An 18,987-nucleotide genomic window follows, 5' to 3' on the forward strand; every position below is an offset into this window, starting at 1 on the left:
TTTATGGATTGACTTTGTCTAAAAAGGACAGTCAAATATAGGTATAAGTCAGATTTTATCTCTGTGTAAATAGTATAAAATACCCATATTAATTCATTAATTTTGTTGTTTAGGGAAAGAGGAGATGTTAAGAGAGAATTACTTCTATGATAAAAAAGAGATGATATGTTTGACTTTAGATTAAAGGTGTTTTATACAGTAGCGAAGAGAGGGAGCTTCACGAAGGCTTCTAAGGAATTGTTGATTTCTCAGCCTGCTGTGACGAAGCATATCCAAGAGATAGAGGCTAGCTATCAGACTAAACTTTTTGTACGTGACGGGATGAAGATACACTTGACAGAAGCAGGTGAACTACTCTATACGTATGCAGAAGAGATATTCTCTATCTATCGCAATCTTGAGTTCGATATACACGCACTGAATGCTAAAATGGACGGAAGCCTTAGAGTAGGAGCGAGTACTACTATATCACAGTATGTATTACCTCCCTTATTAGCAGAGTTTAGAAAGAAGGTAAATGATCTGCATCTAGACGTAGTATCTGATAATACGAATGCTATCGAGAATCTTCTGCTGAACAAAACAATAGATGTAGGTCTAGTAGAAGGGTATTCTAAAAATCCTCAGATAAAGTATATTGACTTTATCAAAGACGAAATCGTCTTGGTGTGTAGTAGCAATAATGAATTAGCCAAAAGAGGAAGTATTAAACCTCAAGAGCTAAAGGAGTTGTCTTTTTTATTAAGAGAAACGGGGTCAGGGACACTAGATGTCGTGGATACTACACTTAAAGAGATCGGTATAACTTTAAGTGATTTGACTAATGAAATGAACTTCTCTAGTACAGAGAGTATTAAGATGTATTTAATGCACTCAGATAGTGTTGCATTCTTATCCGTACACGCTATTCTAAAAGAGTTGAGGTATAATGAGTTGAGCATTGTAGATATAGAGGGATTAGATATCAGTAGAACTTTCTCTTTAATACAGCGTCAAGGACAAGAAAGCGCTTTGGTAGAACTGTTCATTCGCTTTGTACAGAATCATAACTTAAAGTTATAGGTTATAACAATTATGTATTTTCTTTTCCTTAGTGTATGAAGGAAATTTGTATCTGTAAATAATGATACAAATGACAACAGAAAATAACACTCGTGAGACAATAGGTAAAGTGCTTCTAGTAGGACTCGCTTTGCTTAGTTTATTTCCATTTATTTCATCCGCAGTAGCACTAGTGATAGGGATAGTATATGCACAGCTATTTGAGAACCCGTATGCAAAACAGACTAAGAAGGCAACAGGGCTATTGTTAAAAGTAGCTGTGATAGGGCTTGGTTTTGGTATGAATGTGTATAGCGCAATATCTGCAGGTAAGGATGGTTTTATACTTACTATCTTCTCTATCTTTTTGACTCTAGCACTAGGATTCTTATTAGGAAAAGTGTTGAAAATAGACAAAAAAATATCGTATTTGGTTTCTTCAGGTACTGCAATCTGTGGAGGTAGTGCTATCGCTGCGGTTTCCCCTGTTATTAAAGCAGATGAGAAGCAGATATCAGTAGCTTTAGGAATCGTGTTTATCTTAAACTCTGTAGCTTTAATTATATTTCCGCCTATAGGACATGCCTTAGGATTAAGTCAAGTAGATTTCGGGCTATGGTCTGCTATTGCGATACACGATACGAGTTCGGTAGTAGGAGCTGCGGCTAAGTATGGTGACCAAGCTCTAGAAGTAGCTACTACTGTGAAGCTAGCTCGTGCATTATGGGTGATCCCTGTAGCATTCTTATCTATGGTATTCTTTAACAATAAAGGAGGTAAAGTGAAGTTGCCTTACTTTATCGGGTTATTCGTATTAGCAATGCTAGCGAACTCTTATATCCCAGCAGTACAGTCTATCGGACCATATATCGTAGAAGCTTCTAAAGCAGCATTGACCTTGACCTTATTCTTAATCGGTACATCTTTATCTTATCGCACCGTGAAATCTGTAGGATTTAAACCTCTATTAGAAGGAGTAGGACTGTGGATATTTATTTCTGTGACTTCACTGCTTTATATTATGTATGTGAATTAAAATAGATAGGAAACAATGTGTTTAAATTGAAAATCACACTAAATTGGACAAAAGAAATTATCTTTATAGTTTATCAGCAATAAATAGTTAACACTTATCATGAATATAAGTACGTATATCGCTTACTACACTAAAGGGTTAAAAGATAGATTAGAAGTAGTAAGACCTACTATGATAGATAGTTTATGTAGTTTATTTGTAAGGGAATATATACCTTTAGTTGATCCATGTACTGTTAGAGATGTAGATACATTTTATTTTGAATATGACTATGAAACACTTGATATTGTAGTTTGGGCAGAGGATAAGGCAGAGCAAGTTATTTCAAGTATATCAATGGGTATTCCAGAGAACTTAAGTGATAATTTGTTTCCAAGAGAATTGTACTTTTCTTTACACGATTTAGAAGAATCATGGACAGAGACTGAAGATGGAGAAGAAATGTATGACGAGTTAATGCAAACTCTATCTGAGCAACAAGAACGAATACTTGAATTTTGGTTTACTCAATGTTGGTTAGAGGCAAAGACTAAAACAGGTGTATCAATAAAAGGTAAGTTTAGCATACACGATACAACTTATAGAACAGAGCTTCCATAATGAAAAGGAGAAACTCTCAAATAATAAAAAGGGCTTTCAAATACATTGAAAGCCCTTTTAAGGTTTTTATTATACTTGAATAACTCCTAAGTTAAACGGTTTTTCGATAGGAGCGTGATTTGCAGCTTCAATACCCATAGAGATCCACTTACGCGTATCTAATGGATCGATAATAGCATCTGTCCATAGACGAGCTGCTGCGTAATAAGGCGAAACTTGATTGTCGTATCTCGCTTTAATTTTATTGAATAATTCTTCTTCTTGTTCTTTAGTTAGTTCTTCCCCTTTTGCTTTAAGAGATGAAGCTTCTATTTGTAATAATACTTTTGCTGCCTGAGCACCTCCCATTACAGCAAGCTCAGCACTAGGCCATGCAAAGATAAGTCTAGGGTCATAAGCCTTACCACACATCGCATAGTTACCTGCTCCATAAGAGTTTCCTACTACTACAGTGAATTTAGGTACTACAGAGTTAGATACAGCATTAACCATCTTAGCACCATCTTTAATAATACCTCCGTGCTCAGACTTAGACCCTACCATAAATCCTGTTACATCTTGTAAGAATACTAGTGGTATTTTCTTTTGATTACAGTTCGCTATAAAACGAGTAGCTTTATCTGCAGAGTCAGAGTATATCACTCCTCCGAATTGCATTTCGCCTTTTTTAGTTTTTACTACTTTGCGTTGGTTCGCTACGATACCTACAGCCCATCCATCGATACGAGCGTATCCTGTGATGATCGATTGTCCGTACCCTTCTTTGTACTCTTCGAATTCTGAGTTATCTACTAGACGTTTGATAATCTCCATCATATCGTACTGCTCATTACGAGCCTTTGGTAAGATACCATAGATGTCTTCTTGAGCTAAAGTAGGTTTGGCAGCTTTGATACGGTTATATCCTGCTTTGTCAAAGTCTCCTATTTTATCAATGATATTTTTGATTGTGTCAAGGGCATCTTTGTCATCTTTAGCTTTATAATCAGTTACACCTGATATTTCGCAGTGCGTAGTTGCTCCACCTAAAGTTTCGTTGTCAATGCTCTCTCCGATAGCTGCTTTTACTAAATAACTACCTGCTAAGAAGATACTTCCTGTCTTGTCTACGATAAGTGCTTCATCACTCATAATAGGAAGGTAAGCACCACCGGCTACACAGCTACCCATGACAGCAGCTATCTGTGTGATACCCATACTGCTCATGACAGCATTATTTCTGAATATACGTCCGAAGTGTTCTTTATCAGGGAAGATTTCGTCTTGTAGAGGTAGATAAACACCTGCACTGTCTACTAGGTAGATGATAGGTAGTTTATTTTCTATTGCTATTTCTTGGGCTCTTAGATTCTTTTTTCCTGTAATCGGGAACCAAGCACCTGCTTTTACAGTAGCGTCATTTGCTACTACGATACACTGTTTTCCTTTTACATAACCTATTTTAACCACTACACCTCCAGAAGGACATCCTCCATGCTCTTCATACATCCCGTCTCCTGCGAAGGCACCGATCTCTATACTATTGGTCTTATCATCTAGTAAATAGTCGATACGTTCTCTAGCAGTCATTTTGCCTTGCTCGTGTAGTTTAGCTATTCTTTTTTCGCCACCACCTTGTTTTACTTTTACTAATTTTCTTTTTAAATCAGAAAGCAAAAGCTTATTGTGGTCTTCGTTTTTATTGAAGTTTATATCCATAGTTTGTTGGGTTGATTCACTGTTGTCTGTGGTTTAGTATAAGTTATATTTAGAGAGTAAATAGTGTACTAATCCTTGATCGTTTTCGCTAAAATACAAAATATACTAGAATTTTGACTATCCAAAAATGAGGAGATGCGATTTTTAGCATGATACCTATTTTCTTTTGTTCATTTTATTAATATTTATAATGACAGTTGTTGAAGTAAAAGGAGGTTTAGATTCAGGAGAATAGTTGATAAATGTGTATAATTTGGTGATTTATAAAAGTGTAGTTCTGTAGATTGATGAGTAAGATATAATAATGAAATGAAGAGGGATAAAAGTGAGTTAGGTAATGAGGTTATAGTATTGTCTTCTTTTAAAATTATATATCAGGAATGGTGAATAATGAGATAAAAAGAAGTGAGGGTGTGATGAATTGTAATTAATGAGGGTAATTGTCGTCGCTAAATAAGAATATAAGGGGGAAAGTGTACTTTTATTACATAACATTAAATTAATATAGGGAAATAGGTTTATATTTGTAATTCAGATAGTTATGTTTTTATCGTAAAGTAATAGTATTAATAAAGTCGTAAAAATTAACGTTAAGGAAACATTGAGCTAACTTAAAAGGTTTACTTTTGCGCCCGATTATTATCATTTATAAGATGTCATTAAACAATATTTTTCAGTTTTTAGTGCCTAAGGATAAAGTGTTTTATCCATTATTTGAAAAGGCAGCAGGTAAGATTAAGAAAATTTCAGAAACTTTAAACGAAGCAGTAAATGCTCCAGCTAAAGAAAGAGATCAGTTATTAAAGAATGTAGAAGTATTAAAACAAGAGATAGAAGCAATCGCTCAAACTACACGTGTAGAACTTGGAAAAAACTTCATCACACCTTTTGACCGTGAGGATATCCACAATTTGATTACAGCTGTAGATGATATAGCGGATCACTTATCGGATGCTGCATCTCGTATGAGATTATATCAAATCGATAAAGTAACAAAACCTTTGCGCAAATTAACTGAGGCTAATTTAGAAGCTTGTAGTGAAGTGGCTAAGGGGCTTTTAATCTTAAAAGACAATAAAAATTTTACAGCATTAGCAGAAATCAGTAAAAATATCTCTCGTTTAGAGCGTAAAGCAGATAAAGTATTTGATAAAGCTGTTGCGGACATCTTTGAGAATGAAAGCAATGCTATTGAGATTATTAAATATAAAGAGGTAATGATGGCTCTAGAAACAGCAACAGATAGTTGTAAAGACGTTGCTAATGTACTTGAGACAATTACAGTAAAATACGCTTAATTAATCAGAAACATTATTTATGGATTTTTTCTTAGGAATGTTTACTAATCAAGCTGGTATTATGCTGATGATCATTATCGTCTTAGCATTAGGGTTTGATTATATTAACGGTTTTCACGATGCAGCAAACTCTATTGCGACCATTGTGACTACAAAGGTGTTGACACCATTCCAAGCTGTATTATGGGCAGCAGCATTTAACTTTGCTGCTTATTTTATCTCTCTTTATATTATTGGAGAGTTTAAAATTGGTAATACGATAGCCAAGTCAGTGAATGAAAACTTTATTAGTTTAGAGGTGATATTCGCTGGATTAGTAGCTGCTATTATTTGGAACTTATTGACTTGGAAGTTGGGTATTCCTTCTTCTTCTTCGCATACTTTAATTGGAGGATTTATTGGAGCAGCAGTAGCTCATGCAGGTGGTTTTGCACCTGGAGGAGAGGATGTTATTGTATATTCTAAAGTAATTCCAATTTTCTTATTTATCTTCGGAGCTCCGTTTTTAGGTATGATATTAGCCTATTTTATAACGGTGGGTATTATGTGGATTTGTAGAAATGGTAATTCTCATAAATGTGATACATGGTTTAAACGTTTGCAGTTAGTGTCATCTGCAATGTTCTCTTTAGGACATGGTGGTAACGATGCTCAGAAAGTAATGGGTATTATCGGTGCAGCTGTTATCTTCTATCATGTTAATATAGATATGGATGAAGCTTATCTAGTGGATGGAGTAGATACATTTAAAGTATTCGTAGAGCACTGGTGGTGGGTTCCGTTAGCATCATTTATATTCATTGGTCTAGGTACTTTATCAGGAGGATGGAAGATCGTGAAGACTATGGGATCTAAGATTACTAAAGTAACTCCATTAGAAGGGGTGGCTGCTGAGACAGCTGGTGCTGTTGCGTTATATGTGACTGAGCATTTAGGTATCCCAGTATCGACTACGCATACGATCACAGGTTCTATCATCGGGGTAGGAGTTACTAAACGTATCTCTGCTGTTAGATGGGGAGTGACTATTAATCTATTATGGGCTTGGATATTAACTATACCTGTATCAGCTATTATAGCAATGGTAGTATATTATTTGATTACATTCTTTATGTAAGCATATAGTTTAAAAGATATATAGAGTGGTACAGCGATGTGCCACTTTTTTTATTGCGGGAAGTTGATGTGTTAATGAAGCAAAAAAGGAGCTGCTAGCTCCTTTTTTTATTCTTCTTCTTTTTGTCCCATCATCATTAGATATGCTTTTAAGAAGTTGTCAATCTCTCCATTCATTACAGAATCTACATCAGTAGTTTCGAATTGTGTACGGACATCTTTAACTAGTTTATAAGGATGCATCACGTAGTTACGGATTTGCGAACCCCATTCTATTTTCTTCTTATTTGCTTCTATTTCATCACGCATTGCTTGTTTCTTCTTAAGCTCAATTTCATATAATTGAGACTTTAAAAGTTGCATTGCTTTTGTTTTGTTGTCTAATTGAGAACGCGTTTCAGAGTTCTCAATAATAATACCAGTAGGGTGGTGACGCAATCGTACTGCTGTCTCTACTTTATTAACGTTCTGTCCACCTGCACCACTAGATCGCATAGTCTCCCAAGAGATATCTGATGGGCTAATTTCGATTTCGATAGTATCATCTGCTAATGGATAAACATAAACAGATACGAATGAGGTATGACGCTTAGCATTGCTGTCAAATGGTGAGATACGCACTAAACGGTGAACTCCGTTTTCGCCTTTTAAGTATCCGAACGCAAATTCTCCATCGAACTCTAAGGTTACTGTTTTTACACCAGCAACTTCTCCTTCTTGGTAGTTTAGTTCTTTTACATTAACGCCGTTCTTCTCTCCCCACATGATGTACATACGCATCAGCATAGCTGCCCAATCGCAACTCTCTGTACCTCCTGCACCTGCCGTAATCTGTAGTACAGCACTCATATTATCTCCTTCGTCAGAAAGCATGTTTTTAAACTCTAGTTCTTCTATAATCTGAAGCGTTTTTTCATACTGTTCTACTACTTCTTCTTCTGTGTATTCACCTTCTGCATAGAATTCTAAAAGAATCTTTAATTCCTCTAGGTTAGATATAGCAGATTCATAGCCTTCTACCCATTTCTTTTTGGACTTCAGGGCTTTAACGATAACTTCTGCTTCTTTAGGATTATTCCAAAAGTCTGGAGCAAAAGTTTTTTCTTCCTCGTTTGTTATTTCGATAAGCTTCTTATCGATGTCAAAGATACCTCCTTAACGCACCAAGGCGATCAATAATATCCTTCTGTTGTTCTGTGGTTACCATAATTTTTAATACTTTTATAGCACAAAAATACTTATTCCTATCAATTTATGGAAATTAATTTAATCAGTGATACAATCACTAAGCCTACACCTGAAATGTTGAATTACATGATGAAAGCGAGGGTAGGAGATGATGTTTACAAGCAAGATGGAAGTACCAATGAATTAGAAATTGCTGTTGCTGAGTTGTTTGGGATGGAAGCAGCCCTTTTTTTTCCTTCAGGAACAATGGCAAATCAAGTCGCTATAAAATTGCATACTCAACCTGGAGATCATTTAATTTGTGATAAAAGTTCTCATATCAATATGTTTGAAGGGGGAGGGATAGCAGTGCACAGTGGAGTGAGTTGTGCATTAATAGATGGAGATAGAGGACGTATTACAGCAGAGCAAGTCTTGGAAAACTATAATGACCCCAATAATATTCACTTGCCAATCACTAAATTAGTTTGTATAGAAAATACGACAAATTTAGGTGGAGGAGCTTGTTATGAGCTAAGTGAGATAGAGCGTATTCGTGAGGTGTGTAATGAAAAGGGATTAAAGATGCACTTAGACGGAGCTAGATTATGGAATGCATTGGTGGCTAAATCACAACATCCAAGTCAGTTCGGTGCTTTATTTAATACGATATCAGTGTGTTTCTCTAAAGGACTTGGAGCTCCAGTGGGTTCTGTGTTGTTAGGATCGAAAGAAGATATCAAAAAAGCTATTCGCCTACGTAAATTAATGGGGGGAGGAATGCGTCAGATTGGGTATTTAACTTCGGCTGCTTTGTTCGCTTTAAAAAATAATGTTGGTCGCCTGCAAAGAGATCATTTCAGAGCGAAGCAAATAGAGATGGTTTTAAGTAAGAAAATATGGGTTAAGGAGGTTTTGCCTGTTCAAACTAATATCGTCGTTTTTAGGCTGCAAGAAATAGCTCAAAACAAAGTCTTTATAGATAAGTTGAAACAAAAGAATATATTTATCAGTGATATGGGAGGGGGATGGCTTCGTATGGTGACACATTTAGATTATCGCGAAGTAATGCATGAATATGTAATAGAAGCTCTTACTAAACTAGAATTGTAGAGGTAGAGGTAAGACGATGTAAATCGTTTATTTAGTAATATTTATGTTTTTAGATCAGGGAAATTGACTTACCTTTGTTTAGATTTAAATTAAATAATGGAAAAATTAAAACAACGTTGGGGTATTACATCAAATTGGCAAATGGGTGTAATCTTATTAGTTTTTGCAATTACAGGTTCTACTGCAGCTTACATATCGAAACCTATTTTAACTAGCATAGGGCTAGACAGAGCTACAACTAATCCGTTTATATATTGGGTTCTGTATATTGTGCTAATTCTGCCCGTTTATAAAGTTATTTTGATTTGTGTGGGTACTATATTTGGACAACATCGCTTTTTTTGGAATTTCGTGATGAAAATGCTAAGAAGAATGGGTTTTGGTTCTTTAGTGCCAAAAGATAAATAAGAAGTTTACCAATTATTATATTTATAAAAAAGCTGAAAGTATTAGTTAATACTTTCAGCTTTTTTTGTTCTATTTAGTTCTTGTGAATGATAAAGATACAAGGTCTTTTGTGTAAGTCTTCTTTTGTGTTTTTCCATTGAGAAGCTGGTTTAGTCTGTATAAACTCTGTCTCTAAGGTTATATCACAAGCTACGCAGATAAGAGTGTTTGGATTTAATATCTGTACCATATCTTGTAACAGTTGATTATTTCTATATGGAGTTTCTATAAATAACTGTGATTGGTTTTTCTCTTGAGAAGTTCTCTCTAAAGCTTTAAGAGCACTCTTTTTATCACTTTTATCTATAGGTAGGTATCCATTGAAAGCAAAGCTTTGTCCGTTCATTCCTGAAGCCATAACGGATAATAAGATAGAAGAGGGACCTACTAAAGGAGTTACTTTAATATTTCTTTTATGAGCTATGTCTACAATAACTGCTCCAGGGTCTGCGACACCAGGACAACCTGCTTCACTCATTACACCAACGCTTTTGCCTTCTAATAATGGTTTAATATATTCTTTGTATTCACTTACTTCAGTGTGTTTATTTAAAGGAAAAAGAATAAGTTCTGATTGTTTTTTTTCAGGACATATGCTTTTAATAAAATGTCTTGCTGTTTTTTCATTTTCAACTATGAATATGTCAAGCATTTCGATAGCGCGTTTTACAGTTTGTGGCAAAACGTCTATAGGATTTGTAGTGTCTCCTAGGGTGATAGGGATTAGGTATAGTGTACCTGTAGGTATATTATTTGTCATTTGTCAAATTTCTCTCAAATAGAGTACAAAGGTAAAGATAAAGTATAGTACAAAAAAGAAAAGGAAGAAAATGACTTTCTTCCTTTTACTTACATATATCTAAGATTTTAAATCTTTGGCTATTACATTACAAACTTCATCTAAAAGATGAAAAACATGTTCAAAACCATCATCTCCTCCAAAATATGGATCAGGTACTTCTAGGTTTTGACCAGGTGTGTTCTCATTAAGAATTAACTTTACTTTATTTTTAGCTTCTTGATTAGGTGCTAACTTAATTACATTTTCGTAATTAGATTTGTCCATCACATAGATGCGATCAAAATTAGTAAAGTCACTTACTTTAAACTGTCTTGCTCGTTGTGTAGTTAAATCAATATTGTATTTTTTAGCAACAGCTATTGATCGTTTGTCTGGTTGACTACCTATATGCCAATCTCCAGTACCAGCTGAATCAACAAAAAAACTTTCTGTAGAAAGCTTTGATTGTAATATCCCTTTTGCTAAAGGCGAACGGCAAATATTGCCTAAACAAACCATCAATACTTTTGTCATTACATACTGAATTTAATATTTATATCATCGTGGAATTTCTTAAACTCCTTATCCGTTTCTAATAAATTATCCACAGTTTTGCAAGCGTGTAATACTGTAGCGTGATCTCTATCTCCTATTTGTGAACCAATAGAAGCTAAAGAAGCTTTAGTGTATTTTTTAGCAAAGAACATCGCTAGTTGTCTAGCTTGAACTATGTTTCTTTTTCTTGTCTTAGAACGCAATGTTTCTGTGTCCATTTGGAAATAATCAGAAACAATTTTTTGAATATAATCGATAGAGATTTCTCTCTTCACACTCTTCACAAATTTCTCAACAACTTGTCTTGCTAAGTCAATTGTTACTTCACGCTTATTAAATGAAGATTGAGCGATTAATGAAATGATAGCTCCTTCTAATTCTCTAATATTAGAGTTTACATTTTTAGCTACATATTCGATTATTTCTTTTGGCATATCTACTCCATCACGGAATAATATTCCTTCAACAATTTTTACTCTTGTTTCAAAATCTGGGTGTGATATCTCTGCAGATAATCCCCATTTAAAACGAGATAAAAGACGTTGTTCGATATCTTGAATATCTACTGGTGCTTTATCAGAAGTAAGAATTACTTGTTTACCATTTTGGTGTAAATGGTTGAAGATATGGAAAAACACATCTTGTGTACCTGATTTACCTGATAAGAATTGAATATCATCGACGATAAGTACATCTATTAATTGATAGAAGTAGATAAAGTCATTACGCGTATTCTTACGTACAGAGTCGATATACTGTTGAGTAAAGACTTCTGCAGAAATGTACAAGACAGTTTTTTCTGGATAAAGATCTTTAATTTCAACACCGATAGCGTGTGCTAAGTGAGTCTTTCCTAATCCAACTCCTCCAAAAATAAGAAGTGGGTTAAAAGAAGTACCACCTGGTTTATTCGCAACAGCCATACCAGCAGAACGTGCCAATCTATTTGAATCACCTTCTAAGAAGTTATCAAATGAATAGTTTGAATTTAACTGAGATTCGATTTTTACGTTTCTGATTCCAGGAATTACAAAAGGGTTTTTTAATTCTGGATTCTTGTTTTGAATAGGTACATCTAACTCTTGAGGTTTTACTGGACCTCTTTGTGTACTTGGTAATTGTTCTGTATAAGGTTGTTTGTTTCCAGAAGGAGTTTCCATCTGAATCTTATACAATAACTTTGCTTCAGCTCCTAACTGTTTTGTTAGGGCTACTTTTAGGATTTTTACATAGTGTTCTTCCAACCACTCGTAAAAAAACTTACTAGGCACCTGAATATAAAGAGCATTCTCTGTAAGCTCAATAGCCTTAATAGGCATGAACCATGTCTTGAATGCTTGTTCTTGGATGTTATCCTTTATGAATTCAAGACAATTATTCCATACAGATTCTGCTGTCTTAATTGTATTATCGTGCATTTTAGGTTAGAATTATAAAAACAGTTACTACTTTTGAGGGATTTTCAAGGGGAGAAAATGACCTCTTATTTCAGTGGCAAATATGTGAACAATTTTTGGGATAAAAAAACCTTTTTGTCATTGCAAAGTATAAAATAATTTGTTAAGTATAAGAAAAAAAATAACTCACAAGTTTATTAGAAAGATTATGAAATATTTTGATTATAAGGTTCGCGTACGTTATGCGGAGACAGATAAAATGGGCGTTGTATATCACGGTAACTATGCGCAATACTTTGAAATTGGGAGAGTTGAGTGGTTGAGGAACTTAGGTATATCGTATAAGAAAATGGAGGAACTTGGTGTTATGTTACCTGTGGTATCGTTAACTATGAATTATAAGAAATCAGCCTTCTACGATGACGATTTAACCATACGTACAATCTTTAAAAAACTTAGTTCTGTGAAGATAGAATTTGATTATGAACTATATAACGAAAAAGGCGATTTATTAACAACAGGTAATTCCGTTTTAGTGTTTGTGAATATGGAAACAGGAAGACCAATGGCTGCACCAGATTATGTTGTTGATAAAATACAAATGTTAGAAAAATAGCAGTCATTTTAGAGTGAATAAAAATAATCTAGTTGAACAATTGTTTTTGTTAGTTGTCTTTTAATGGTAAAAAAGACAAATTAGGTACAGCATTACTTAAAACAAATATTTATATTTACACAAAAGATTATAAATTATGAAACCAATATATTGGCTGATGAGCCTAGGTACACTTTTATCAATAGGGACGTATGCACAAGAACCAAAGTTGTTAGATGGTCGTGTACGTTTATATGATGGAAATGTAGTTCCTGTTACTATTGAAAATAAAAGAAGTAAAGAAGTGACTAAAGCTGATGGACGTGGGTATTTTATCATGGATGCAGCTGTAGGGGATACTATTCGTTTTTCTGATAAGAAGTTAGCTTCTGTTAATTATATCATTGGCAAAGAAGATTTGAATGCCAGTAGGTTTAATGTACTAATGACTAAAAAAGGGCAGTCCTTAGATGAGATTATCATTGTTCGCAAAGATTTTGGTGATGACTTCTTTGAAGGTGTTCCTAATAAAAACCTTACAGCAGCAGAGAAACGTTATAAAAAGAATAATACTGTTTTTTCCTCAACATCTAACTATGGAATGGGAATTAGTTTAGATGCCTTAGTTAATATGATATCTGGTCAAAAGAAAAGAGATAAACAGGCGATTCTTTATGAAAAATTAGATATAAAAGTGCAGCAGTTCTTAGATGACTACACTAGAGAAGAACTGTTAGAGGATTTTAAAATTCCTGAAGAACGTTTAGAGGCATTTCTTTACTACGTAGTAGCTCAGCCTAGTTTTGAAAAAATAAAAGTAGAGCGCACAGAAGGTTTTAAACTTTATTTAGCTCAAGAATATATTGATTTCTTAGGGTTTATGGATTTAGAAGAATAATGATTTTAATGTAGAATCATATCATGATATTATTATAGAAACTGAGTAATAGTACGCTATTATTCAGTTTTTTTATTGGTCTTAAGTATAAAAGTAGAGATATCAAATAAAGCATCTTTACTATAAGCTTTACGACCTTGGAAGACAAATAACCACTTTTTCCATTCAGGCCATTGCGCATCTAATTGATAGTTGAATAACTTTGCATTTAGTAGACCATGTGTACTTCTTGGATATACTTTGATAGTGGTAGTGTCTGATTCTCTATTAGAAGTATATTGTTGATAAAGTTGAGCATTGGTACCAGCAGGGACATTAAGATCATCACTTCCCCATAAGGCTAATAGAGGACCTTGCATATTTTGTAAATCAACAGAAGAATCAGCTTTGAGATTTCTAGCAATGAATAAGAATCTATCTTTTTCTATTTCTGATTCTTTAATTGTACAATCATTAAAATCAGTGAATAGTTTATAATCTGCTTGCTGTATAGAGTCTGCTTTTCGTTTTATTTCTTGTTCTGAGTATCCTTCTTCCTCTAAGCGTTTAGTTGTATAGTAATAACCTTGATCCATCCAATTAACGGCTCCTCCGATGATAACAGAGAAAGCAGGCTTAGTAAGGATAGCTGCTTTTGGAATGACCCAGCCTCCTTGAGAGAAACCTAGATATCCAATTCTATTCGGAGCAATTCCTTTGTCATGTACTAGAAAGTCAAAAGCATCTTTAGCTTCTACAGCTCTGTCCGTGATGGATTGGTTTAACCAATTTCCTTTGCTTTTATCTATACCTTTCTTGTCCCAGGTAAATACAGCAATTCCTTGATCTACTAGATGATGTATTAAAGGAAGGTAGCCTGAGTTAGAGGTCTTGTTTTGTGGGCCATCTCCATGAATAAAAATAGCGATAGGAGCAGTTTTAAAAAACTCTTTTTTAGGTAGAAATAAAGTGGCAGACAATTCCTCTCCTTGTGAAGTAAAGATTACTTCCTTTTGTGTAATCGTCGTGTCATCAAAATCTTGACTTCCTAAGAAGAAAAAATAAAGAAAAATAATGAGAAAGGTAGTAAAGATTGCTGCAAGTATTTTCCAAAGCATAGCTGTATTTTTAGCCAAATATAAGCAGGTACGCGAATAGAAAAATAATATATTTAACTCAACAGTATTTTTTCAGTACTGAAACTACAAATAAAGGAGAAAAAGCTAATTGTATCTAAAATAGACTATTGAGTGAAAGTAAAGAACGAAACTAATATGCTTCGTCCGTTTCTTCGACAACTTTTACTTCATAAAATGGAACAAAAGCAGCTAGCGCTTGTTCATATTCATTTTTGCGTATAGATAACTCTATTTCACAGCTCATTTCCATTTTTTGACTTAGAATGTTTAAGTCTTTTTCTTTGATTACACGCATGACATTGTTCATGTCTTTGTATTCAAAGCGAACTTTAAACTTCTTATCAATTGTTTTTTCTATAATTTCCGCTTCTTCCATGGCCATCTGAGCTGCTGCACGATAGGCAGTGATGAGTCCTCCTACGCCCAGCTTTATACCACCGAAATAACGTACCACTACGATTAGAATATCTGTGACCTCATAAGATTGTATTTGTCCATAGATAGGAGCGCCTGCAGTATTACTAGGTTCTCCATCATCATTAGCACGATAGTATACCTGTTCTGCTCCAAGTTGAAAGGCATAGCACCAGTGGCGCGCATTATAATGCTCTTTCTTGATGCGATCGATGATTTCTTTTACTTCTTCTTCGCGTTGAATAGGAAAAGCATAGCCAAAAAACTTACTATTCTTTTCTTTATACAATACTTCTTCTGTCGGTTTACTTATTGTTTTATATGAATCTAATGCTTCTGCCATTATTTGCGATATACTATTCTTAATTCGTTGTCTAAAATACGATGTTTTACTACTTTATCAAATCCTGAAAGATGTGGAGAAGGGATACCTTCTGTTATTGGAGTACTTCCAATAAATACTCTTGCTTCATCCCATAACTCTGCATCAATAAAATGCTGAAGTGTATGCGTACCACCTTCTACTACAACAGACATAATCTGATGTCTGTATAAAATATCTAGAATCTGTGGTACTAGAGATTGACTAAAATCTGCATGCTCATAGATTAGATTATCAGTAGAGACTAAGTCTTGATTAGCCGTGATACAGATTGTTTTGACATTATTATCTTTAATGCTAAAGGAATTGTCTATTTTGCCAATTCTATCAATAAATACACGGATAGGGCTTTTGCCGTACCAATCTCTTGTAGTAAGAGAAGGATTATCACTAAGAACTGTTTGTGTACCTACTAAGAAAGCCATTTCTTCACTTCTCCATTGATGTACTAATTGTTTAGAATAGGCATTCGATATCCAGAAAGGTCTATTAGTAGTTCTTTGTATAGGAGCGATAAAGTGATCTATAGACTCAGCCCATTTTAGGATAATATAAGGGCGTTTTTGATTGTGAAATGTAAAAAAACGCTTGTTACTATCTTGGCATTCTTTTTCTAATACACCTACTATTACTTCTATTCCTGCATCACGCATTTTTTGAATTCCTCTGCCACATACTTTTGCAAAGGGATCTACAGTACCGATAACGACTTTAGGTATCTTCTTTTCGATTACCAAGTCACAGCACGGAGGAGTCTTACCAAAGTGACTACATGGCTCTAGACTGACATATAAAGTACTTTCTTTAAGGAGCTCTTGATTCTGAACAGATGCTATTGCATTAGGCTCAGCATGAGGACCTCCATAAGGAGAAGTGAAGCCTTCTCCGATAATGCGATTGTTGTGTACTACCACAGCTCCTACAGAAGGATTAGGCATAGCAGCATAAGTTCCTTGTAGTGCTAACTGAATACAGCGAGAAATATATAATTCGTGTCTTTCCAAAATTGATAATAATGTATCTTTGAACAAAATTAAACTAAAACATTTGTTTTTAAAGAATATTATGCAGATAAAGTACTACCAATCCTATTTTAAAGAGAGTTTAACTCCTATTTATGATGCTGTGGAAGCGGAGCAATTATTTTTGATTGCTTTAGAAGAAATAGAAGGGAAGACTAGAATTGATCTAGTTATGAATCCAACGATGCAGACAGATAAGGTAGCAGTATGGGAATCTGTATTAGAAGAATTAAAACAAGAAAAACCAATTCAATATATCTTTGGGCAAGCCTATTTTTACGGATTGACCTTTAAGGTGAATGAATTTACTCTTATTCCAAGGGCAGAAACAGAAGAATTAGTAGAATGGATAATAAATAGTGTCAATCCATCTAAACCTGTTAGAATATTAGACATCGGAACAGGAAGTGGATGTATAGGGATAACACTAGCGAATGAATTACCTCTAGCTAGAGTTACTTTAATGGATGTTTCTGATAAAGCTTTAGAGATAGCAAAACAGAATGCAGTAAGTAATGGAGTGGCTGTAGAAACGGTATTACAAGATGTATTACAACTAGAGAAGTTGAAGAGTCAGTACGATATTATAGTGTCTAATCCTCCTTATGTACGCAACTTAGAAAAAGTAGAAATAAAAAAGAATGTATTAGATTATGAACCTCATCTAGCTTTATTCGTAGAAGATAATGATCCACTGATATTTTATAGAAAGATAGCTCTTCTAGCCAATAACAACTTACAAACAGGAGGTATGTTGTTCTATGAAATTAACCAGTATTTAGGAGAGGAGACTAAAACATTGTTTGAATCTCTTGATTTCACAGGTGTAGAGTTAAGAAAAGATATGGTAGGAAATGATAGAATGATTAAAGCTGTTAAACGATAAGTGAGTAGAGTAATTAACGTCATAGAGATAAAAGCTTTTTCCTGCTGTAGTAGCTGAATTTATGGAATATTCTATTTCTAGTAGTAACACCTCACAAGTATTGTAAGCAATTCTCATGAACTTATAATTAAGAATTTATTGAATAAGGACATATAAACTAATAAAGGCTATCACTAGGATAGCCTTTATTAGTTATAATTAGATTAATGAGCGTGTCCTCCGCCTCCTTCGTTTTTGATCAAGTGACTTTGAATATAGTAAGCGCCAGATAGTACAATCTCACTATCTTTAGGAATGTCTTGTAAGACTGTTACCTGTGAGTATCCTAATTCTGATACTCCTGCTTTGACTTCTATTCTTTGGAAGTGATATGACATACCGCTTTCTTCTTTATGAGCATCTTCTAGAATGAAAATAAACTCACGTCCATCTGCTTTGACAATCGCGTCATTAGGCAGAGCATCTACTGTTCTCTCTCCGATATGTACTAATGCATTAACATAAAGTCCCGGTATCAGAGTCTCAGGTACATTGTCAATATTAGCATGTACGATTACGGTTTTAGTACCAGGTTCAAAAGATTTATTGATACTAAAAATAGTAGCAGTTACCTCTGAATTATTGATATTAGTAAAGTTAAAAGAGACCTTTTGTCCTATTTTGATAAAAGGCATGTCTTTTTCATACACTAATAAATCTAAGTGAATTCTAGAGTTATCTACAATAGTAAATAGAGACTGCCCCGCCATAACATTAGTACCTATTTTGACTGGTATAGTAGCTATATTACCAGATATAGGAGATACTATTCTCAGCGATTTAGAAATAGACCCAGGAGCTGTATTAACTAAGCTTAGTCTATTGCTTAAAGATTGGTATCTCGCGCGTTCTATATTTAAGTCTGATTTAGTCTTCTGATATGTCTTTTCAGAGTTGACATTCTCTGCTCTTAGAGTTTGTTGACGTTTATACTCTAGCTCTAAATATTCTAATGTGTTTTTAGAAACGAGGTATTCCTCTTGTAGCTGAATATATTTAGGACTATCTATAGTTGCTATTGTTTGCCCTTTTTTTACATAGTCTCCTAGATTCACATTGATATTTGTGATTGTACCACTTAAAAAAGAAGATACATCAGCCTGACTTTGAGCAGGAAGCTCAGTATTACCATTTACTCTAATGACATCACTTAAGTTTTTTTGCTGTATTTGTCCTAGTTGAATGTTAGAAGCAGTGTATTGAGCTTGGTTGAGCTCTACCTCTTTATTAGCAGATTCTTCTTTCGCTTCTGTTTTTGTAGTACTCTCTGTTTTTTCGTTTTCGTGATCATGACCAGAATGGTCTTCTTCAGCATTTTTACAGCTAAAGAATAGAATACTTGTAGCTATTGATAAAAATATAATCGACTTTTTCATTTCTCTGA

Annotated in this window: 19 protein-coding genes; 10 read left to right on the plus strand and 9 right to left on the minus strand. The window is 34.3% G+C overall.

Going from position 1 to position 18,987, the window contains the following annotated elements:
* The first annotated feature begins 165 nt into the window (after positions 1 to 165).
* From MODO_RS11155 to MODO_RS11165, 3 genes are all read left to right on the plus strand, one after another.
* Complete coding sequence (locus MODO_RS11155) at positions 166 to 1,062, plus strand: LysR family transcriptional regulator (protein ID WP_006258597.1); 897 nt, start codon at positions 166 to 168, stop codon at positions 1,060 to 1,062.
* 70 nt (positions 1,063 to 1,132) lie between these two features.
* The gene (locus tag MODO_RS11160; protein ID WP_006258596.1) at positions 1,133 to 2,077 is read left to right on the plus strand and encodes a YeiH family protein; all 945 of its coding nucleotides are present in this window, start codon (positions 1,133 to 1,135) and stop codon (positions 2,075 to 2,077) included.
* A 99-nt stretch (positions 2,078 to 2,176) separates the two neighbouring features.
* Entirely contained in the window at positions 2,177 to 2,677 is a 501-nt protein-coding gene (locus tag MODO_RS11165) for a hypothetical protein (RefSeq protein ID WP_006258595.1), read from the plus strand.
* A 69-nt stretch (positions 2,678 to 2,746) separates the two neighbouring features.
* Here MODO_RS11165 and MODO_RS11170 read toward each other — a convergent pair whose 3' ends face one another.
* Complete coding sequence (locus tag MODO_RS11170) at positions 2,747 to 4,375, minus strand: acyl-CoA carboxylase subunit beta (protein ID WP_006258594.1); 1,629 nt, start codon at positions 4,373 to 4,375, stop codon at positions 2,747 to 2,749.
* Between the two features lie 653 nt (positions 4,376 to 5,028).
* Here MODO_RS11170 and MODO_RS11175 point away from each other — a divergent pair.
* Together MODO_RS11175 and MODO_RS11180 are read left to right on the plus strand one after the other, a co-directional pair.
* Positions 5,029 to 5,673: a DUF47 domain-containing protein gene (locus MODO_RS11175; protein WP_029988676.1), complete on the plus strand. Its 645-nt coding sequence runs from the start codon at positions 5,029 to 5,031 to the stop codon at positions 5,671 to 5,673.
* 19 nt (positions 5,674 to 5,692) lie between these two features.
* Positions 5,693 to 6,790, plus strand: a complete 1,098-nt coding sequence (locus MODO_RS11180; protein ID WP_006258592.1) for an inorganic phosphate transporter — start codon at positions 5,693 to 5,695, stop codon at positions 6,788 to 6,790.
* Between the two features lie 107 nt (positions 6,791 to 6,897).
* Here the strand turns inward: MODO_RS11180 and prfB are convergent.
* A protein-coding gene (prfB, locus tag MODO_RS11185; protein ID WP_115283932.1) for a peptide chain release factor 2 occupies positions 6,898 to 7,996 on the minus strand; the annotation gives its coding sequence in 2 pieces (ribosomal slippage) (positions 6,898 to 7,932 and positions 7,934 to 7,996; 1,098 coding nt in all).
* Positions 7,997 to 8,043: 47 nt separating this feature from the next.
* On the opposite strand from prfB, the gene MODO_RS11190 reads away from it, so the two are divergent.
* A complete protein-coding gene (locus tag MODO_RS11190; RefSeq protein ID WP_006258590.1) occupies positions 8,044 to 9,069 on the plus strand; it encodes a threonine aldolase family protein in 1,026 nt (341 codons plus the stop codon).
* 96 nt (positions 9,070 to 9,165) lie between these two features.
* A complete protein-coding gene (locus MODO_RS11195; protein ID WP_006258589.1) occupies positions 9,166 to 9,477 on the plus strand; it encodes a DUF6787 family protein in 312 nt (103 codons plus the stop codon).
* A gap of 73 nt (positions 9,478 to 9,550) precedes the next feature.
* Here the strand turns inward: MODO_RS11195 and MODO_RS11200 are convergent, their stop codons facing one another.
* The 3 genes from MODO_RS11200 to dnaA all read right to left on the minus strand — a co-directional run bounded on the left by MODO_RS11200 (position 9,551) and on the right by dnaA (position 12,270).
* Entirely contained in the window at positions 9,551 to 10,276 is a 726-nt protein-coding gene (locus MODO_RS11200) for an SAM-dependent methyltransferase (protein WP_059050965.1), read from the minus strand.
* Between the two features lie 99 nt (positions 10,277 to 10,375).
* A complete protein-coding gene (locus tag MODO_RS11205) occupies positions 10,376 to 10,831 on the minus strand; it encodes a low molecular weight protein-tyrosine-phosphatase (protein ID WP_059050967.1) in 456 nt (151 codons plus the stop codon).
* On the minus strand, positions 10,831 to 12,270 hold the full coding sequence (gene dnaA, locus MODO_RS11210; RefSeq protein WP_006258586.1) for a chromosomal replication initiator protein DnaA: 1,440 nt from the start codon (positions 12,268 to 12,270) through the stop codon (positions 10,831 to 10,833). The genes MODO_RS11205 and dnaA overlap by 1 nt, the downstream gene beginning before the upstream one ends.
* Before the next feature lie 187 nt (positions 12,271 to 12,457).
* Between dnaA and MODO_RS11215 the strand changes: the two genes are divergently transcribed.
* Positions 12,458 to 12,865: an acyl-CoA thioesterase gene (locus tag MODO_RS11215; protein ID WP_006258585.1), complete on the plus strand. Its 408-nt coding sequence runs from the start codon at positions 12,458 to 12,460 to the stop codon at positions 12,863 to 12,865.
* A gap of 136 nt (positions 12,866 to 13,001) precedes the next feature.
* On the plus strand, positions 13,002 to 13,742 hold the full coding sequence (locus tag MODO_RS11220) for a hypothetical protein (RefSeq protein WP_039330326.1): 741 nt from the start codon (positions 13,002 to 13,004) through the stop codon (positions 13,740 to 13,742).
* Positions 13,743 to 13,801: 59 nt separating this feature from the next.
* On the opposite strand, the gene MODO_RS11225 is transcribed toward MODO_RS11220, so the two are convergent.
* From MODO_RS11225 to ribD, 3 genes are all read right to left on the minus strand, one after another.
* Complete coding sequence (locus tag MODO_RS11225) at positions 13,802 to 14,839, minus strand: alpha/beta hydrolase family protein (protein WP_058699672.1); 1,038 nt, start codon at positions 14,837 to 14,839, stop codon at positions 13,802 to 13,804.
* A 151-nt stretch (positions 14,840 to 14,990) separates the two neighbouring features.
* Positions 14,991 to 15,617, minus strand: a complete 627-nt coding sequence (locus tag MODO_RS11230) for an IMPACT family protein (RefSeq protein WP_006258582.1) — start codon at positions 15,615 to 15,617, stop codon at positions 14,991 to 14,993.
* Positions 15,617 to 16,687: a bifunctional diaminohydroxyphosphoribosylaminopyrimidine deaminase/5-amino-6-(5-phosphoribosylamino)uracil reductase RibD gene (ribD, locus tag MODO_RS11235; RefSeq protein ID WP_006258580.1), complete on the minus strand. Its 1,071-nt coding sequence runs from the start codon at positions 16,685 to 16,687 to the stop codon at positions 15,617 to 15,619. Before ribD ends, MODO_RS11230 begins: the two co-directional genes overlap by 1 nt.
* A 34-nt stretch (positions 16,688 to 16,721) precedes the next feature.
* Between ribD and prmC the strand changes: the two genes are divergently transcribed.
* Entirely contained in the window at positions 16,722 to 17,564 is an 843-nt protein-coding gene (gene prmC / locus MODO_RS11240; protein ID WP_006258578.1) for a peptide chain release factor N(5)-glutamine methyltransferase, read from the plus strand.
* A 203-nt stretch (positions 17,565 to 17,767) separates the two neighbouring features.
* On the opposite strand, the gene MODO_RS11245 is transcribed toward prmC, so the two are convergent.
* Positions 17,768 to 18,979, minus strand: a complete 1,212-nt coding sequence (locus MODO_RS11245) for an efflux RND transporter periplasmic adaptor subunit (RefSeq protein WP_039330321.1) — start codon at positions 18,977 to 18,979, stop codon at positions 17,768 to 17,770.
* Between the last annotated feature and the right edge of the window lie 8 nt (positions 18,980 to 18,987).

This window comes from Myroides odoratimimus, assembly GCF_001485415.1.
GTDB classification, from domain to species: Bacteria; Bacteroidota; Bacteroidia; order Flavobacteriales; family Flavobacteriaceae; genus Flavobacterium; species Flavobacterium odoratimimum.

Bases quoted from the DNA above. Each gene is read 5' to 3' on its own strand.
- MODO_RS11155 (WP_006258597.1), top strand. From the start codon at position 166: ATGTTTGACTTTAGATTAAAGGTGTTTTATACAGTAGCGAAGAGAGGG.
- MODO_RS11160 (WP_006258596.1), top strand. From the start codon at position 1,133: ATGACAACAGAAAATAACACTCGTGAGACAATAGGTAAAGTGCTTCTA.
- MODO_RS11165 (WP_006258595.1), top strand. From the start codon at position 2,177: ATGAATATAAGTACGTATATCGCTTACTACACTAAAGGGTTAAAAGAT.
- MODO_RS11170 (WP_006258594.1), bottom strand. From the start codon at position 4,375: ATGGATATAAACTTCAATAAAAACGAAGACCACAATAAGCTTTTGCTT.
- MODO_RS11175 (WP_029988676.1), top strand. From the start codon at position 5,029: ATGTCATTAAACAATATTTTTCAGTTTTTAGTGCCTAAGGATAAAGTG.
- MODO_RS11180 (WP_006258592.1), top strand. From the start codon at position 5,693: ATGGATTTTTTCTTAGGAATGTTTACTAATCAAGCTGGTATTATGCTG.
- MODO_RS11190 (WP_006258590.1), top strand. From the start codon at position 8,044: ATGGAAATTAATTTAATCAGTGATACAATCACTAAGCCTACACCTGAA.
- MODO_RS11195 (WP_006258589.1), top strand. From the start codon at position 9,166: ATGGAAAAATTAAAACAACGTTGGGGTATTACATCAAATTGGCAAATG.
- MODO_RS11200 (WP_059050965.1), bottom strand. From the start codon at position 10,276: ATGACAAATAATATACCTACAGGTACACTATACCTAATCCCTATCACC.
- MODO_RS11205 (WP_059050967.1), bottom strand. From the start codon at position 10,831: ATGACAAAAGTATTGATGGTTTGTTTAGGCAATATTTGCCGTTCGCCT.
- dnaA (WP_006258586.1), bottom strand. From the start codon at position 12,270: ATGCACGATAATACAATTAAGACAGCAGAATCTGTATGGAATAATTGT.
- MODO_RS11215 (WP_006258585.1), top strand. From the start codon at position 12,458: ATGAAATATTTTGATTATAAGGTTCGCGTACGTTATGCGGAGACAGAT.
- MODO_RS11220 (WP_039330326.1), top strand. From the start codon at position 13,002: ATGAAACCAATATATTGGCTGATGAGCCTAGGTACACTTTTATCAATA.
- MODO_RS11225 (WP_058699672.1), bottom strand. From the start codon at position 14,839: ATGCTTTGGAAAATACTTGCAGCAATCTTTACTACCTTTCTCATTATT.
- MODO_RS11230 (WP_006258582.1), bottom strand. From the start codon at position 15,617: ATGGCAGAAGCATTAGATTCATATAAAACAATAAGTAAACCGACAGAA.
- prmC (WP_006258578.1), top strand. From the start codon at position 16,722: ATGCAGATAAAGTACTACCAATCCTATTTTAAAGAGAGTTTAACTCCT.
- MODO_RS11245 (WP_039330321.1), bottom strand. From the start codon at position 18,979: ATGAAAAAGTCGATTATATTTTTATCAATAGCTACAAGTATTCTATTC.